The sequence below is a fragment of the Microcoleus sp. AT3-A2 genome (assembly GCF_036705685.1).
Taxonomy (GTDB): Bacteria; Cyanobacteriota; Cyanobacteriia; order Cyanobacteriales; family Microcoleaceae; genus Microcoleus.
On sequence record NZ_JAUBVF010000046.1, the window covers coordinates 21,627 to 36,966 of the forward strand.

Below are 15,340 nucleotides of genomic sequence, written 5' to 3' on the forward strand. Positions count from 1 at the left end.
TTAGAAACAAAAGTTAAGCAACTAGAAGAGAATGCCAGAGAGCTAGAAAAAGCCAAAATAAGTTTAGAGCTACAGCTAGAAAGAAAGGTTTATGAGTTAAATTCATTAAACTCCAATTCACGTCAATTAGAAACAAAAGTTAAGCAACTAGAAGAGAATGCCAGAGAGCTAGAAAAAGCCAAAATAAGTTTAGAGCTACAGCTTAAGGACGAGAGAAATAAAGTTGCACTTCTTGAGGAAAAAATTAAGATTTTGGAAATTGAAAATGGGGATGAGGAAATTAATCTGCTGCTTGCAAAAATAGATCAACTAAAGGAGATAATAAAAAGACTTCGAGATGGTCATCATGATGAAATAAATTTATTAAAATATTATAATAATTTAGTTTATTTCGTTCAAACATCTTTAGGAACTTCAGGTATAGAGGAATTAGATGATTGGGGAAAAACAGAAGAGTTTTACATAGAACTTATCAGTAGACTTTGTTTTATCGATACGATACTCGTAACTAAAATTAGATCCTTGGAATATAAATTACATCCCGTTTATAAGGAATATATTGCTGTGGGTTTAGCTGATAGGTTTAGCTATCCCGGTAAATTTTTGTTTTGGAGTAATGGCGAAATGTGGTCGGAACTAAGTTATTTCTTCAATAGTAAGTTGTAATTAAGAGTTTATAAATCTAACCGATGAGTTCCAACGATAGCAAAACCAAACTAGAGTATGGGGATTTTCAGACACCGCTGGAATTAGCCGAGATGGTGTGTCGGAAATTGATAGAACTTGATGTTAACCCCAAAGTCATCATTGAGCCAACTTGCGGGATAGGTAATTTCATTAAAGCTGCTGCAAATTCGTTTCCATCCGCCAGCCATATTATCGGGGTTGAAATACATCAAAGTTATTTAATAGAATTAAGGGCTAAGCATGAATTGTTACAGGATGAAAGATGTGAGGTTAAGCACGGAGATTTTTTTGAGTTTGACTGGACATCATTAATCAACCAATTTAATCATAGGGTACTGGTACTTGGCAACTTTCCTTGGGTAACAAACTCACAACAAGGAACTATTGGCAGTGAAAACTTGCCGAAAAAAAGTAATTTTCAAAAGCACACAGGCTTAGACGCACTAACAGGTAAAAGTAACTTCGATATCTCAGAATGGATGCTGCTCCATGCGATACAATGGTTGCAAAATCGTGACGCCACTCTGGCAATGCTTTGCAAGACTTCCGTTGCCAGAAAGTTATTGAGTTACATTCATTCAAAAAAACTTAATCTCGCTAGCTGTGCAACTTACACAATAGATGCTAAAAAGTATTTTCGTGCAAATGTGGATGCCTGTTTGTTATACTGCAAGTTTGAATCAAGCTCACAAAACTACTTCTGCGATGTATTTAGCAGTTTACACAGTTCAGAATGCCACCGAATCGGATATCAAAAAAATCTCCTGATTAAGGATATAGACTCTTTCAATAAATTGAGTAATTTATATGCTGTAAATTCAGGAACGAAATGGCGATCGGGCGTCAAACATGACTGCTCGAATGTGATGGAGTTTCGGAAAATTGATAATTTGTTTGTCAATGGATTTGGGGAAGCTGTCGAGCTTGAGGAAACTTATCTATTTCCGCTACTTAAAGGATCGGATGTCGCTCAAAATCGCATTAACGCCACAAACCGCTATATTTTAGTAACTCAAAAATTTATTGGCGAGTCAACCGAACCTATCAGCCAGATAGCTCCTAAAACCTGGCGCTATCTGGAGGAGCGCGGACAATATCTAGACAATCGCAAAAGCAAGATTTATCAGCACAATCCTCGGTTTTCTATTTTTGGGGTTGGCGATTATAGCTTCAAATTTTGGAAAATTGCAATTTGCGGGCTTTATAAAAAATTGGATTTTAGGTTAATCGGTGAAATAGCTAATAAACCTGCGATTTTTGATGATACTGTTTACTTTCTCAGCTTTGACAGCGAGAGAGTTGCACGTAAAACTTTTGAGCTTTTGAATTCATCGCCAGCCATTAACTTTTATTCATCGATGGTATTTTGGGATGAAAAGCGTCCGATCAAATCCAGTGTCTTAAATTGTCTGAATCTGTCACTGCTGGCAGATTTGGAATATTTAACCGCAGATGCACGCAGATAAAAGCAGATGGATACAGCTAAATATTGACTTGTTCTGGGAGAATGTAGGCTGCTATTTTTGAGAGAATACGTAAAAAATTGTGATATCCTTCCAAATTCCTTATTCGGTTTCTAATAGGGTAAGGTGCGTCGCCATCTACAATCTGCAAGTTCCATTGAAAATCTTACAGCGACGCACCCTACAGATTAGAGACTGGCTAAGCCCTCTGATAGCGCTGATTAACAACCTACTATCCTCTGTAGTGCGTGGAGCTAATAAGAGTGGCAAAGAATACAATTAAATTACTAGATGTCGTTGCATTGACAGTTGACCTTCCTGAATACAACCTGTGGCGTGGACAAGTTGGGACTGTGGTTGAACTGTTGGCTGATAGTGCAGCGTTTGAGGTTGAATTTAGCGATCGCAACGGACGCACTTATGAATCTGTCGGGCTGCATCCAGAGCAAATAATGGTCTTATACTTTGAGCCAGCATCACCTGATAGCAAATCCGAAATGGTTACAGCATACGCAGCCCAATAACTTGCGGACGTTATAAAAAATTTGATTTCAGGTTGATAAGTGAATATCCACTCAATAACCGGGCGTAAATCCCTCAACAATACACATCAAATGACGCAAAATTGTTCCTGAGTGGGTAGTCCGCCCCGAATTATTGAGCGGATACAAATTTCTCAACTTGGAATCATTCCCTCTCTCTCCCCTATTATTCGCGAAAAATCTTCTCTTCATCCCTTGGGTTTGTCTTGGCAACTAGGATAATTGCTCCCCCTATTTATTGAGCCGATACCCTATATTCATGAAATATGCTGTATGATACAGCATATTCCATGTAGATGTAAATCGCGAGAAACTGGGTTTAGAGCAACAGAATTAGTAATGATGTGAGAACTGTAAAGAAACCCGGTTTCTGGGTGTACTTTATAAACCTGGAATACGCTGTAAGTTGGTCAGCTTACCAGTGATTGTCCTTACTTTAGAAACGCTGAACGGAAAGAATCCTGTTTTGAAGTTCATTAGGGGTTACATTCTCTACAAAACCTAAAATCCCGTTAGAATTCTTGACTCTGATGAGAGTTCCTGAATAAACTCCGTTAATTCCGCCTCTGAGTTGAGTTCCTGAAGCAGATCCGCTAAATTCGTCGGCCACATCTTGTAGTATAGCTTGTGGCCCATCGAACCTATATGTTAATGCCACATTCTGTATCGGCTCCAACACTATATCATTGACCGTTAAGTCACTTGCTAATCCAATGCGATCAACATCAGGATCAAAACTTTCGATTATATCGCTAGAATTGATATCTGTAGTGGCAGAATCTATTTCCAGAACGCATAAATTATTGCCAAGCCCACACTCTAAGAAGTCTCTGCCCAAGCCGCCAACCAGAGTGTTATTCCCATCTGTGCCGGATAGCAAATCATTGCCTCTCCCCCCAAATAAAATATCATCGCCAGCATCTCCAAGAAGCCAATCAGCATCTAGACCACCACTGAGCGAGTTATTCCCCTCCTGTCCAAACAAGGCATCTTTTCCTTTTCCCCCAAATAAAGAATCGTTGCCTGCAAAACCTATGAGAATATCTTCCCCTTCATTTCCCAGGATTAACTCGCTAGCTCCTGAGCCATTTACTGTATCATCGCCATCGAGCGCCCAAGCTCCTAAAGGGAAGTTTGTTAGCTCTCCAAAAGAAAGTTGAATCAATTCTGAGGTGTTGTCGCCAATTAAGCGCACTATCCCTGATGGATCGGGTTTTAAAGCCATAGCTAAAATCTTTGTGTGTTGGTAGATTACTAACCCTACTTGAACCCATACTGGCTCACAAGTGGGTCATAATTCAATTAAAACCATATTCAATATAACTCAAAACGGTATTTTCCAAAAGCCTAGCAACAGTCACTGGCCCGATTACTCCCGGCACCAACGTGATAAATTCGGCTACTTTTTTAACAGCATCAAACTCGACATCTGGATCCAAACGGCTCGTACCGTCTGGATTGACAACGCCGAATTCGCGTTGTTGCTATCTTGAATTCCTCACGGTAAATCTTAGTGATTCGTGATGTCGATCGGAGCTTGAAATCGTTACTAAACCAACTTTCTTCTGTCGATGCGGACTCAAAGAGTAAATAATTTTACTTACAAGACTTACGCTGCATAGTCAATTTTTACGCGATTGGTAGTAGTTGGGTGCGTATTTCGCACCCAACTACTAGCGTTTCTCCGTAACTCCTGTAAATATCAGGAGTTAATTTGTGCCTAACAAAATGATAAGTTTTTCAGCTTACAACTGATTTTACTGAACTTAGAAACCCTGAACGGAAACAATGCTGCTTTGTAGTTCATTAGGGGTTACATCCTCTACAAAACCTAAAATCGCGTTAGAATTTCTGACTCTGATTAGAGTTCCTGAAGAAAGTCCGCTAATTCCGCTGACTAAAGCTGGAGGAATTAATGGTTGTAAAGCTTGCGACACATCGAACCTAAATGTTAATGTCACATTCTCTATCGGCTCCAACACTATATCATTGACCGTTAACCCACTCGCTAATCCAATGCTATCAAAACCAGGAACAAAACCTGCGATCCCATCACTAGAATTGATATCTGTAGTGGCAGAATCTATTCCCAGAACGCATAAATTAATGCCAGACTCACAATTTAAGAAGTCTCTGCCCAAGCCGCCAACTAGAGTGTTATTCCCCTCTGCGCCGTCTAAAAAATCATTGCCTCTACCCCCAAATAAAATATCATCGCCTGCCTGTCCAAACATAAAATCAGCCTCTAGACCACCACTGAGGCAGTCATTTCCATCAGATCCATCCAGGAAATCTCTTCCTTTTCCCCCAAATACAGAATCGTTGCCTGCAAAACCTGTGAGAAAATCTTCCCCTTCATTTCCCAGGATTAACTCGCTAGCCCCTGAGCCATTTACTGTATCGTTGCCATCGAGCGCCCAAGCTCCTAAAGGGAAGTTTGTTAGATCTCCAGGAGTAAGTTGAATTCCTTCCGAGCTGTTGTCGCCAATTAAGCGCACTATCCCTGACGCATCCGGTTTTAAAGCCATAGCTAAAATCTCTGTGTGTTGGTAGATTACTAACCCTACTAATTGAGCCAATACTGGCTCACAAGTTTGCCCCAATTCAATGAGAACCGTATTCAATATAACTCGAAACGGTATTTTCCAAAAGCATAGCAACAGTCATCGGCCCGATTCCTCCCGGCACCGGCGTGATAAATCCGGCTACTGTTTTAACAGCATTAAAATCAGCATCTCCGGCCAAACGACTCGTACCGTCTGGATTGACGACGCGGTTAATACCGACATCAATTACTACTGATCCAGGTTTGACCATATTAGCTGTAATCATTTCTGTGCGGCCGACGGCGGCTATTAAAATATCGGCTTGATTGGTAATCGATTCTAGGTTTTGCGATCGCGAATGAGCTACAGTAACAGTGCAGTCGGCTTCTAATAGCATCAGTGCCATCGGTTTACCCACCAAAATACTCCGTCCCAAAACAACGGCATTTTTTCCTTTCAAATCAATCTGGTATTCCTGCAATAACCGCATCACTCCGGCGGGAGTACAACTCCGCAAACCTTCCTCCCCGCGCACGAGACGGCCTAAATTTACAGGGTGAAGTCCGTCAGCATCTTTGTCGGGGGCAATTTGGTACAGCAGCGAAATTGCATCTAAGTGTTCTGGCAGCGGTAATTGAACTAAAATGCCATCTACTCGATCGTCCTCGTTGAGCGCACGAATTGCAAGTTCTAGTTCGGCTTGAGTAGCGTTTGCGGGGTAATGCTGGCCGAAGGAAGCTATGCCAACTTTAGCGCAGGCTCGCTCTTTATTGCGAACATAGGCTGCGCTGGCTGGGTTGTCGCCCACCATCAGCACCGCAAGTCCGGGAGGACGCCCCTTTTGGGGTTGTAGAGCACGGACTCGATCGCTCAGCTCGGTTTGAATCTTTGTCGCTAAAGCTTTGCCATCTAGTATTTGAGCAGTTTTGGCATCCATTGTAGACTCTGGGTTAGGGGCGGACGATTTTAGATTTTAGCTTAATCCCCGTCAAGGACTACACTAGAGAAATTTCTTACTTGCGATCGATTCTGGGGATTCTGTTAAAGTAAGTCGTATCTCAAATCTCAACTCAGTTGACCAATGACTACTGCAATTAAGCAAGTTTGGGTTCAAAGATTCTGCACCGGCTCTTTATCGCTAATCCTCGCCAGCGGTTTTTTCAGTTGTGGCAATTTACCTCTGTCTCAACTTAATCTTGGCTTTAATGTGGCTAGCATTGGCGACGTTCAACAAAAGCGGCAAGTGGATGCTGAAGTTTATCTTCGGGGAAAGGTAGAAAATCGCGCTCCGTTTGTAGGGAATGCGGCTTATCAACTTGAGGATGGTACTGGCAGTATTTGGATTTTAACCAAGCAAGATTTGCCCCAGCTTGGGGATGAAGTGTTGCTGAAGGGAGAAGTCCGCTACAAAAGTATTACTCTGAAGGAATTGGCGGGAAAGGATTTAGGTGAAATTTATGTTGAGGAAATGGAACAGTTAAAGCGCACTCCCAGTTCAGACAAGGGGAAATAGGCATTAGTTATTTGTTGTTTGTTATTTGATAATTGCTCTTTGTTCCCTCTTCCTTATTTAATATCTGAGGAATACTCCATAATTCATCCGTGTATTCGTGTTAAATAACTAATGACTAATGACTACTGACTACTGACTACTGACTAATAACACATGACTAAAATTCACGTTGCGATCGCGATTTTGTACCAAGACGGCAAGTTTCTCTGTCAGTTGCGAGACGATATTCCTCATATCAGGTATCCCGGACATTGGGCTTTGTTTGGTGGACACTTGGAACCGGGAGAAACTGCGGAAGTGGCTGTATTACGGGAATTATCAGAGGAAATTTGCTATGCTCCTGCAAGTGTTTCTTTTTTCTGTTGCGATGTCGAAAAAGATGTGGTTCGCCACGTTTTTCACGGACAACTTAGTGCGGATGTCAAGGATTTAGTTTTGCTGGAGGGTTGGGATATGAAGTTGTTGACCCCGGAGCAGATTCGGGCCGGCAAATGCTATTCTGAGCAGTCAGGAGATGTGCGACCTTTTGGCATTGCTCACCAGCGTATTTTATTGAATTTTATTGACTCGATTTGAGAAAATTTCCACGCACCCTAGATGGGAGCGGTTTGAGCAAAGAGATATTCGTAAGGTGGACGGCAGAGCCGCGCACCCTACATTGCAGGGGGTTTAACAGTTAAGAGCGAGCCGCAATCATTCCCGTCTGGCGCGCGTAGTCAAACAATCCTCCGGCATCAATTACGGGGCCTACTTCTCCTAAAGGTTTGAGCGAGAAAGTTCGATCAAGAGTGTGGTTGACAATTACCTCTGCTGTAAAGTCGATCGTCACTTCTTGGCCGGTTACAAACAAGTCGCAGAGCCGCTCGACTGATTCGATCGGGTACAATTCGCCAGTAGCCGAGCAATTGCGAAAGAAAATGCGTGCGTAAGACAAAGCCACCACTGCTGTGACGCCTGCGGCCCCCAGAGCGATGGGAGCGTGTTCCCGCGAAGAACCGCAGCCAAAATTTTCGCCCGCTATTATAATCGGATACCGGGTTTTCTGTTCACCGGATTCGATAAACTTACCGTAGCGATCGGGCAACCCAATCATCGCATAACTGCCTAGTTTCTCGTACTCATCCGGCTTCGAGGGAACCAGGGTCAGGTATTCGGCCGGGATAATTTGATCTGTATCGATGTTGTCGTCTACAACAAAAATTTGACCGCTAATTACTTTACCCATAGTTTATTTCCTGTTAGCCTCGCTCGATGCTGTGGTGATAATTTTAAGTGGATCGGTATGCAAGATTTGCATCTGTTCATTTTAACCTGGCAGTGTCAGTGATAACCTGTATGAGTAAAAATTAGATCCGAGACTTTGGGTTAACAATTAACAGATTGCTAAGCGTCAAGATAGTTTTATGGCAAATCCAATAGATGACATTGCTCGACAAGCTCGCGAGGGCTCGGTTGCATCGATTATTCAAATCCTTAATGACGAACTGGCACTGATAGGGGTCAGGGCCCGAGCTGTGTTTGCGGACGGGGTGCTGCAACTGCTGTGCGAAGCTGCAACGCCCCAACTGCTCGAACAGTCGAGTTTGGTCGATCGAGTCCGAGAAATTTTGGAACGCATTTCCCCCCGCAATATTCGCCGAGTGAACATCAACAGCCGGCTTGTGCGAGAACACCAACTGCTGTGGCTCGAAGAAATTAGCCGCGATCCCGATAATCAACTGTTGTGGTCTCAAGAAATTAAACTCAGAAAGCCCAATTTGTTCAAGCGTTTAGCCACCGCCTATCACGAACGCCACGCTCAAGCAGGCAAGCGGGCTTTGCCGAGAATCGCTATACCTCGATCGATGCAGCAACCGCGGCAATTTCAGCGCGGTATCGTCGGCGGCATCAGTTTGACTGTGCTGTTGCTTGCAGCAGCGGCCGCCATCCACAAAGGACTTAATTCCCAAGTGCCAAACAGCACACAAGCAAGCACCCAAGCAGTTGCCACTGCCGCTTCCTCTGAGGCAAAATCTGCTTTGAAAATTTCTAAGGAGACTGTTAATTCTGCTGTTGACTCTTTTGCCCAAGCAGTGCGAGTAGCCGAACAAGCAGCCACCCAGGGCAAAACCGCTCAATCTCGCCAGGATTGGTTAGTCGTAGCTGCTAAGTGGCAGCAAGCTTCCGATTTGATGGCGGCCGTGCCTTCCAAACATCCCCGCTACACAACGGCTCAGAACCGGACGGCACTTTATCGCCAAAATAGCGATAAAGCCCAACAGGAAGCACAAAATAAGTAAGCAGGTAAGTCGGATAAATTTAACCTTAGAGTCCACCATGCTGCTCTAGGTATTGTGAAAAATGAGTTTTTGAGTCAAAACTCGGAAACTCTCAGCTATGTTATGAGTGATAATTTTGGGATTTTGAATTTTTGCGATCTGCGTCACTCGATCGGCGGATTTGTATCAAAATAAAAATTTGTTAGGATCACAAACTTAAATAGGAAATATCACACACTAAGAAGAGGGGTGTCACTAAGCGGTCTCTAGAAAAGCTTTATACTAAATAACCGTCAAAATTAGCGGGAATGGGATTGATTATCATCCGGTAAAGGATGGTAAAGTTCACTCCGTACAGATCCAAGGGTAAAAAACAGGAAAATAGAACTCGGTCTGATCTGGGTATATTTTTACATAACGAGCGACCCGCCGACCGGCTGCACAAACACAGAAAGCAGGCTCATAACGGTCAAGCCGACAGTTATTGAGAGGTTCTATATTTGTTGTTGCAGCGGGAGCCGGCTCAAACATCTTAGAATAAAGGCTTGGTTGCCATGATCGATCGCCAGGGAAATCAAGAGTTTACTTCGATCGACCGATCGCCCTCAGAGTCTTGCACTTTGCATTTACCGCAAATCGCAGAACCAGTATCAGTCCAAAAATTTCTGGATCGTCTTATGCAGTACCAGGTCGATCCTGCCCTCCTTGGGCGACAAATTTGCCAAATTCTCGCCACCAGCTTTGATCAAGAACTCCTGCTGCAGCAAATAGCCAATACTTTGGGGGTTGCATGGGGGGCAGATTTCTGTTTTGTTGCTGCTGTGGTTGACCACAAAGCAGTAAATCCGAATGCTTGCTGGCAAAATAGCAGCGATTTCGCCTATGTTGCCGGTGTTGCCGATTCCACCGAAACACCGGAATACCCCCAAACCACAAGATTAAAACCGCCTAGCATATCACTCGAACATCCCGTTTGGGCAGACGTGCTAGCAAACGGCGAGATAGTGGCGATATCCGACTATCTGGATATTCCTGCTGCTTCATCGCCCAATTCCCCTGTGAATGCGCTGCCTTTTCGGGCAATTTTGGCAGGGCCTGCGCGATTTGGAGGGGCTGTAAATGGCATGATCATTGTTGGTAAGTCGCAACCTCACGAGTGGTCGGTAGCCGATCGGCAGCACCTTGAAACAGCATCAGACGCGATCGGCAGCGCGATTTCTCACATTCAAAAAACTCAAGAAATTGCCAGCTTAAACGAACAGTTACAGCGACAAGCTAAATACAAAAATCTACTCAGGTCAGTTGCTGCCTTGATCGACACCAATTCAGAAGTCGATCGAATATTGCAGCAAGTTATTGAAAATACCGTCGATACCCTGGAAATAGATAGAGGCCAAATCCTGCTATTGAAATATACAGATCCTCTATTTACAACTCGCTCCCCCAATCAAACTCCCAAAGCGAAAGTCGAATTAGTTTGCGAATCCGTTGTAAAAAAAACTCCAAAGAAACAGGCAATAGCACAAAGCGCTACCGGAAAAAAAAGCTCAACATCCAAAACAAAAAACCAAGATAAAACTGCTAATTCCCAATCCAAAATCCCCAACTCAAAACCAAATAACTATCCCGCTTTTTGGCTGTCAGAATCTAATTTGTGCCACCAAGCATTCCACAGCGCACCAAAACCCCTCGCCCTCGCAGACGCAGGCGCATTAATCGGCAAAGAACAAGAAGCAGCCACAGAAATTTTGAAACTCCAAGGCATTCGCGACTTGCTGCTGGTTCCCCTCACGGGCGGTAGCTGCCAGGAAACAGTTTTGGGTTTCTTGGTTTTGCAGCACTCCGATCCGCGCACTTGGATCCCGGAAGAATTAGAAGTTCTCGAATCAGTCAGCGCTCAAGCGAGCAAGATGATTATCCAAACTCAAACGGTTAAGGAATTGCAAACCGTAGTCTTCGACAGAACCTCTCAGTTGCAGCAAAGTCTAGACCTGCAGGAGAAACTGTACGAACAATCTGCCAATCAGCTAGAACAAATGCGGAAATTGAAGCTGATTAAAGAGGAGTTTCTCAGCACTCTGAGTCACGAGTTGCGTACCCCCTTAACAATCATGAAGCTGGCGATTCTGATGCTCAAACAAGCTGAACTGCCGTCAGCGAATCGGACTAAGTATCTCGACATTCTAGAACAGCAGTGTTCTAAGGAAACTGCTCTGGTTAATGATTTGCTGGCCCTCAAGCAGTTTGAGCCTCAGCAAGTCCCGATTTCTCTAAGCAAAATCGATCTCAACCGTTTATTTCAAGATTTAGCTGGGGATTTTGAAAAACAGTGGGCGGATAAGCAATTAACTCTGAAGGTGGATTTGCCCAAGTTAACCCCTTGCTGGGAAACTGACCCCGACATTCTCAATCGGATACTGCTGGAACTGCTGACGAATGCTGGAAAATACTCTGCTTCTGGAACGACGGTAGTTTTGGAGGCGTCTGAGGCAGCCGGCTATATTGTCCTGAGCATTTCTAATTTCGGGCGCGGCATTTCTGCGGCTGATTTGCCCCACATCTTTGACAAGTTCCGCCGTGGCACTGGCATTACTGACCAAGCTATCGCCGGTACGGGTTTGGGTCTGGCTCTGGTAAAGTGTTTAGTGCAGCACTTGAATGGTACTATTGATGTATCTAGCTGTCCGGCAGAAAGTTCAGAATCTGACAATTTGTGGCGCACATCTTTTACTCTGACTCTGCCGCAATTTGCAGCGGAACTCTGTAATGTAGAAGAATAGTTCGGTTGAGAAGCTGCTGGGAATTGGCAGCGAACAGGCGAAACTAGAAGACTTGCCAGAAGAGGGAGATTGGGAAATGTCGTAAACACTACCAAAGTCCTCAGTTTTGAATTTTTGATCTGGTTGCCGTCTAAATTGCCGGTTCTCGATTGCTGATTTTTCCCAGAACTTATATTATGTCTGGTTATTGTCCCGTAATTAGCGCGTGTTTTTAGTGAGTGCGACTGTCCTCTATTTATGAATTAATCAGGACTTTCATTACTTACTAGGAACTTAATTATAATTGTATAGTCGGAGATGATATTACGCAGTATAGACCAAATAAACTGAGTTTTTAACTGCTTCAAAGGCCTGCCACCCGTCTTTTCGTACAAACGGGTTTCTGCGTCCTGGATTGTCCCTAAAAATTGTCACGGTGCATGGAATTTGATCGCCAATATTATGCTCACAAAAGCTGCACCTAAAACCCTGCGTTGGCAACGTTCTAAATATTCGCCACTGGCACGGCAAATAGACATTTTTGCAGCGGCGGGAAAGTTTATGTTTTTTTTGTGGTGGGATGCACTGCTGCAAAATAATTCGCCTCAAACTAGAAGAATTCGCGCTCACTGGTTGGTCAATACTTTGCTGAATTTAGGCCCGACTTTTATTAAAATCGGGCAGTCTCTCTCGACTCGGGCGGATTTGCTGCCGCTTGAGTATGTGAAGGAACTCGAACAGTTGCAGGATCGGGTTCCTCAGTTTAGTTCCGAAGAGGCGATCGCTCTTGTAGAATCAGAGTTAGGCAAGGATATTTATGCTTTGTACCGCGATTTTGACCCGTCGCCCATTGCTGCTGCGAGTCTGGGACAGGTGCACAAAGCGAGGCTGCACACCGGGGAAGATGTGATTGTGAAGGTGCAGCGTCCGGGTTTGGAAAGTTTATTTGATTTGGATGTGAAGGCGGTGCGCCAAGTGATGCGTTTTTGCGATCGCTATTTGCCTGGGACGCGCAAATATGACCTAGCATCTATTTATCACGAGTTTTTTAAGATTTTATATCAAGAAATTGACTACGTGCAAGAAGGTAAAAATTCCGATCGCTTTAGCCATAATTTTCGAGAATATCCTCAAGTTATTGTCCCGAAAGTCTACTGGCAATACACTACTAAAAAAGTGCTTACTCTAGAATACGCACCAGGCATTAAGGTGGACGACCGAATTAGTTTAGAGGCGATTGGAGTCGATATTGTGAAGCTCAATCAACTCGGAATTTGCTGTTACTTGAAGCAGTTGTTAATAGACGGTTTTTTTCAAGCTGACCCGCATCCGGGAAATTTGGCGGTGACAGAAGATGGTAGCTTGATTTTTTACGATTTTGGGATGATGGCTGAGATAAAGTCTCTGGCTAAAGACCAAATGGTCAAGACTTTTTTTGCTGTGATGAGAAAGGATACTGACGAGGTACTCAATACTTTAATTTCGATCGGCTTAGTTGAGCCGATGCCGGATATGATGCCGGTACGCAGGCTGATTGCTTTTCTGTTGGATAAGTTTATTGATAAGCCGATCGACTTTCAAGCTTTTAATGAAATTAAGAACGAACTTTACATCATGTTCGAGCAGCAACCGTTTCGCTTGCCTGCAGAAATGATGTTTATTGTCAAGTCAGTCACGACTCTCGACGGCATTGCTAGAACTCTCGACCCTAACTACAATTTCCTAGCATCCGCTCAGCCTTTTGTCAAGAGTATTGCGGTGAGCAAGGGGCGGGGAAATGCGATCGGAGAATTGGCAAGGCAAGCGCGAAGTTTTATTACATATAAGTTACGGCAGCCGAGCAAATCGCAAGTTTATCTCAAGCGTTTGGAGCAGCGAATTGAAGAGGGCGAACTGCAAATTAGAGTGCGAAATCTAGAGAGCGAAAGAGCCTTGAAACGCATTAATTTAGCCCTGAAAACTCTAATTTTCGCTTGTTTGACTGGTTTTGTGTTTTTGTCGGGTGCAGTGCTGCTAGTGGGCGGATATCAAACGGGGGCGATCGCAGCTTTTGCGGTTTCGGGATTCGGTGGCTTGTTTGTGTTGCGCTCGTTGTTAGACTTGTTGGTTAAGGAAAAGCTCGATCGAATGGTCGATCGATAAATATACTGGGTAATTGAGAATTGCGATCGTAAGCTGCTACGCATTTAAATTGAATCCAGAGCCGAGCTCTGGGGCCCGTTCTACAATAGCAGACGATCGGCTGAGGTTGGTACTGCAAACTAAACTTGTTAACATAATTTGCGACTTTAGGTAGGGGCGGACTTTCAAAGCACGAAGTTATACTCCTAACATATATTAAACGCGATCGCCCGCCCCTACAAAAAATGTACGCCCAAACATTGCTAAAACCAGACGGCCGCCCACTCACACTGTACAGTCGCTACCCAATCCCAGAAGGTATCGTGGCCGTAAGTCCCAGCAATGAACCCGTACAGGCAAACCCGCACTTTCGCTGGCATCCTTTGCGGGGGGAATGGGTAGCATACGCCAGCCACCGTCAGGGAAGAACTTTCATGCCGCCGCCGGAATACAACCCCCTGGCAGCTACAATTAACCCTAAGTTTCCTACAGAATTGCCGCCGGGAGAGTACGATGTAGCAGTGTTTGACAACCGCTTTCCCTCGATGACTTTGCAAGCAAAAAACGCACCTGCAACTATTGTAGAAACTTTGCCCGCAAAGGGCATTTGCGAAGTCGTTGTTTTCACTCAAGATCCGCTGGCTTCCTTGGGATCTTTGGAGTTATCTCACTTGGAATTGCTGTTAGAAGTATGGGCCGATCGCACTTCAGTTATTGGCAGCAATCCCGAAATTCAATACGTCTTGCCCTTTGAAAATCGCGGCGTCGAAGTCGGAGTAACTTTGCACCATCCCCACGGTCAAATTTACGCTTATCCGTTCGTGCCACCGGTGCCAGCGCGGATGTTAGAAACTCAGTCAGTTTACTATCAAAAAAACAGTAGCGGTTTGCTGCAAGATTTGATTCAAAAAGAGATTGCCGACAAACAGCGAATTATTTATTTAGACGAAGAGGCGATCGCTTTTGTCCCCGCTTGTGCCCGCTACCCTTACGAAGTGTGGATTGCCCCGATCGCCCCCGCTGCTACATTTATCGATTTGACGGAAAAACAGCGACAATCGCTCGCTAAGGCCTTAAAAACAGTCACCCTCAAATACGACGGTTTGTGGCATCGCCCGTTCCCTTATTTGATGGCTTGGTTTCAAGGGCCCACAGACGGGAAACCCCATCCAGAAGCGCATTTGCACGCCCAATTTTATCCGCCCTATCGATCGAGCGATCGATTAAAATACCTCGCAGGAACCGAACTCGCCGCCGGAATGTTTGCCAACGACGCTTTACCCGAAGAAAAAGCTAAAGAATTGCAAGCCGTATCCGTCAATCTATTTTAGATTTTAGATTTTAGATTTTAGATTTTAGATTTTAGACTTGGGAAATTTTAACTAAAATCAGTGATTTTCTTCCATCTTCCATCTTCCATCTTCCATCTTCCATCTTCCATCTTCCATCTT

Annotated in this window: 14 protein-coding genes; 9 read left to right on the plus strand and 5 right to left on the minus strand. The window is 44.2% G+C overall.

The annotated features are described in order from the left end of the window. From QUB37_RS21510 to QUB37_RS21520, 3 genes are all read left to right on the plus strand, one after another. Positions 1-666, plus strand: a 666-nt coding sequence (locus QUB37_RS21510) for a hypothetical protein (RefSeq protein WP_333165885.1), incomplete at its 5' end; no start/stop codon positions are given. Between the two features lie 23 nt (positions 667-689). Further along, positions 690-2,153 carry a class I SAM-dependent methyltransferase gene (locus tag QUB37_RS21515; protein WP_333165887.1) on the plus strand — a complete coding sequence of 488 codons (1,464 nt, stop codon included), beginning with the start codon at positions 690-692 and terminating at the stop codon, positions 2,151-2,153. A gap of 260 nt (positions 2,154-2,413) precedes the next feature. Further along, positions 2,414-2,674 (plus strand): DUF4926 domain-containing protein, encoded by a 261-nt coding sequence (locus QUB37_RS21520; protein WP_333165889.1) that lies wholly within the window; start codon positions 2,414-2,416, stop codon positions 2,672-2,674. A 454-nt stretch (positions 2,675-3,128) separates the two neighbouring features. On the opposite strand, the gene QUB37_RS21525 is transcribed toward QUB37_RS21520, so the two are convergent. The 4 genes from QUB37_RS21525 to folD form a co-directional block, all read right to left on the minus strand. Then, positions 3,129-3,917, minus strand: a complete 789-nt coding sequence (locus QUB37_RS21525) for a calcium-binding protein (protein WP_333165891.1) — start codon at positions 3,915-3,917, stop codon at positions 3,129-3,131. Between the two features lie 73 nt (positions 3,918-3,990). Then, complete coding sequence (locus QUB37_RS21530; RefSeq protein WP_333165894.1) at positions 3,991-4,131, minus strand: hypothetical protein; 141 nt, start codon at positions 4,129-4,131, stop codon at positions 3,991-3,993. Positions 4,132-4,458: 327 nt separating this feature from the next. Next, a complete protein-coding gene (locus QUB37_RS21535) occupies positions 4,459-5,316 on the minus strand; it encodes a calcium-binding protein (RefSeq protein ID WP_333165896.1) in 858 nt (285 codons plus the stop codon). Then, positions 5,297-6,175 (minus strand): bifunctional methylenetetrahydrofolate dehydrogenase/methenyltetrahydrofolate cyclohydrolase FolD, encoded by an 879-nt coding sequence (gene folD / locus QUB37_RS21540; RefSeq protein WP_333165899.1) that lies wholly within the window; start codon positions 6,173-6,175, stop codon positions 5,297-5,299. Before folD ends, QUB37_RS21535 begins: the two co-directional genes overlap by 20 nt. A gap of 144 nt (positions 6,176-6,319) precedes the next feature. Between folD and QUB37_RS21545 the strand changes: the two genes are divergently transcribed. Together QUB37_RS21545 and QUB37_RS21550 are read left to right on the plus strand one after the other, a co-directional pair. Continuing rightward, positions 6,320-6,751, plus strand: a complete 432-nt coding sequence (locus QUB37_RS21545) for a DNA-binding protein (protein WP_333165902.1) — start codon at positions 6,320-6,322, stop codon at positions 6,749-6,751. A 153-nt stretch (positions 6,752-6,904) separates the two neighbouring features. Next, positions 6,905-7,327 (plus strand): NUDIX hydrolase, encoded by a 423-nt coding sequence (locus tag QUB37_RS21550; RefSeq protein ID WP_333165904.1) that lies wholly within the window; start codon positions 6,905-6,907, stop codon positions 7,325-7,327. Between the two features lie 100 nt (positions 7,328-7,427). Here the strand turns inward: QUB37_RS21550 and QUB37_RS21555 are convergent, their stop codons facing one another. Next, on the minus strand, positions 7,428-7,976 hold the full coding sequence (locus QUB37_RS21555) for a LeuD/DmdB family oxidoreductase small subunit (protein ID WP_333042404.1): 549 nt from the start codon (positions 7,974-7,976) through the stop codon (positions 7,428-7,430). Between the two features lie 178 nt (positions 7,977-8,154). Between QUB37_RS21555 and QUB37_RS21560 the strand changes: the two genes are divergently transcribed. From QUB37_RS21560 to galT, 4 genes are all read left to right on the plus strand, one after another. After that, complete coding sequence (locus tag QUB37_RS21560; protein ID WP_333165906.1) at positions 8,155-9,030, plus strand: hypothetical protein; 876 nt, start codon at positions 8,155-8,157, stop codon at positions 9,028-9,030. A gap of 533 nt (positions 9,031-9,563) precedes the next feature. Further along, positions 9,564-11,789, plus strand: coding sequence for an ATP-binding protein (locus QUB37_RS21565; protein ID WP_333165910.1), 2,226 nt, complete (start codon positions 9,564-9,566; stop codon positions 11,787-11,789). Between the two features lie 441 nt (positions 11,790-12,230). After that, positions 12,231-13,910: an AarF/ABC1/UbiB kinase family protein gene (locus QUB37_RS21570; protein ID WP_333165913.1), complete on the plus strand. Its 1,680-nt coding sequence runs from the start codon at positions 12,231-12,233 to the stop codon at positions 13,908-13,910. 224 nt (positions 13,911-14,134) lie between these two features. Next, entirely contained in the window at positions 14,135-15,220 is a 1,086-nt protein-coding gene (gene galT / locus QUB37_RS21575) for a galactose-1-phosphate uridylyltransferase (protein WP_333165916.1), read from the plus strand. Positions 15,221-15,340: the final 120 nt, after the last annotated feature.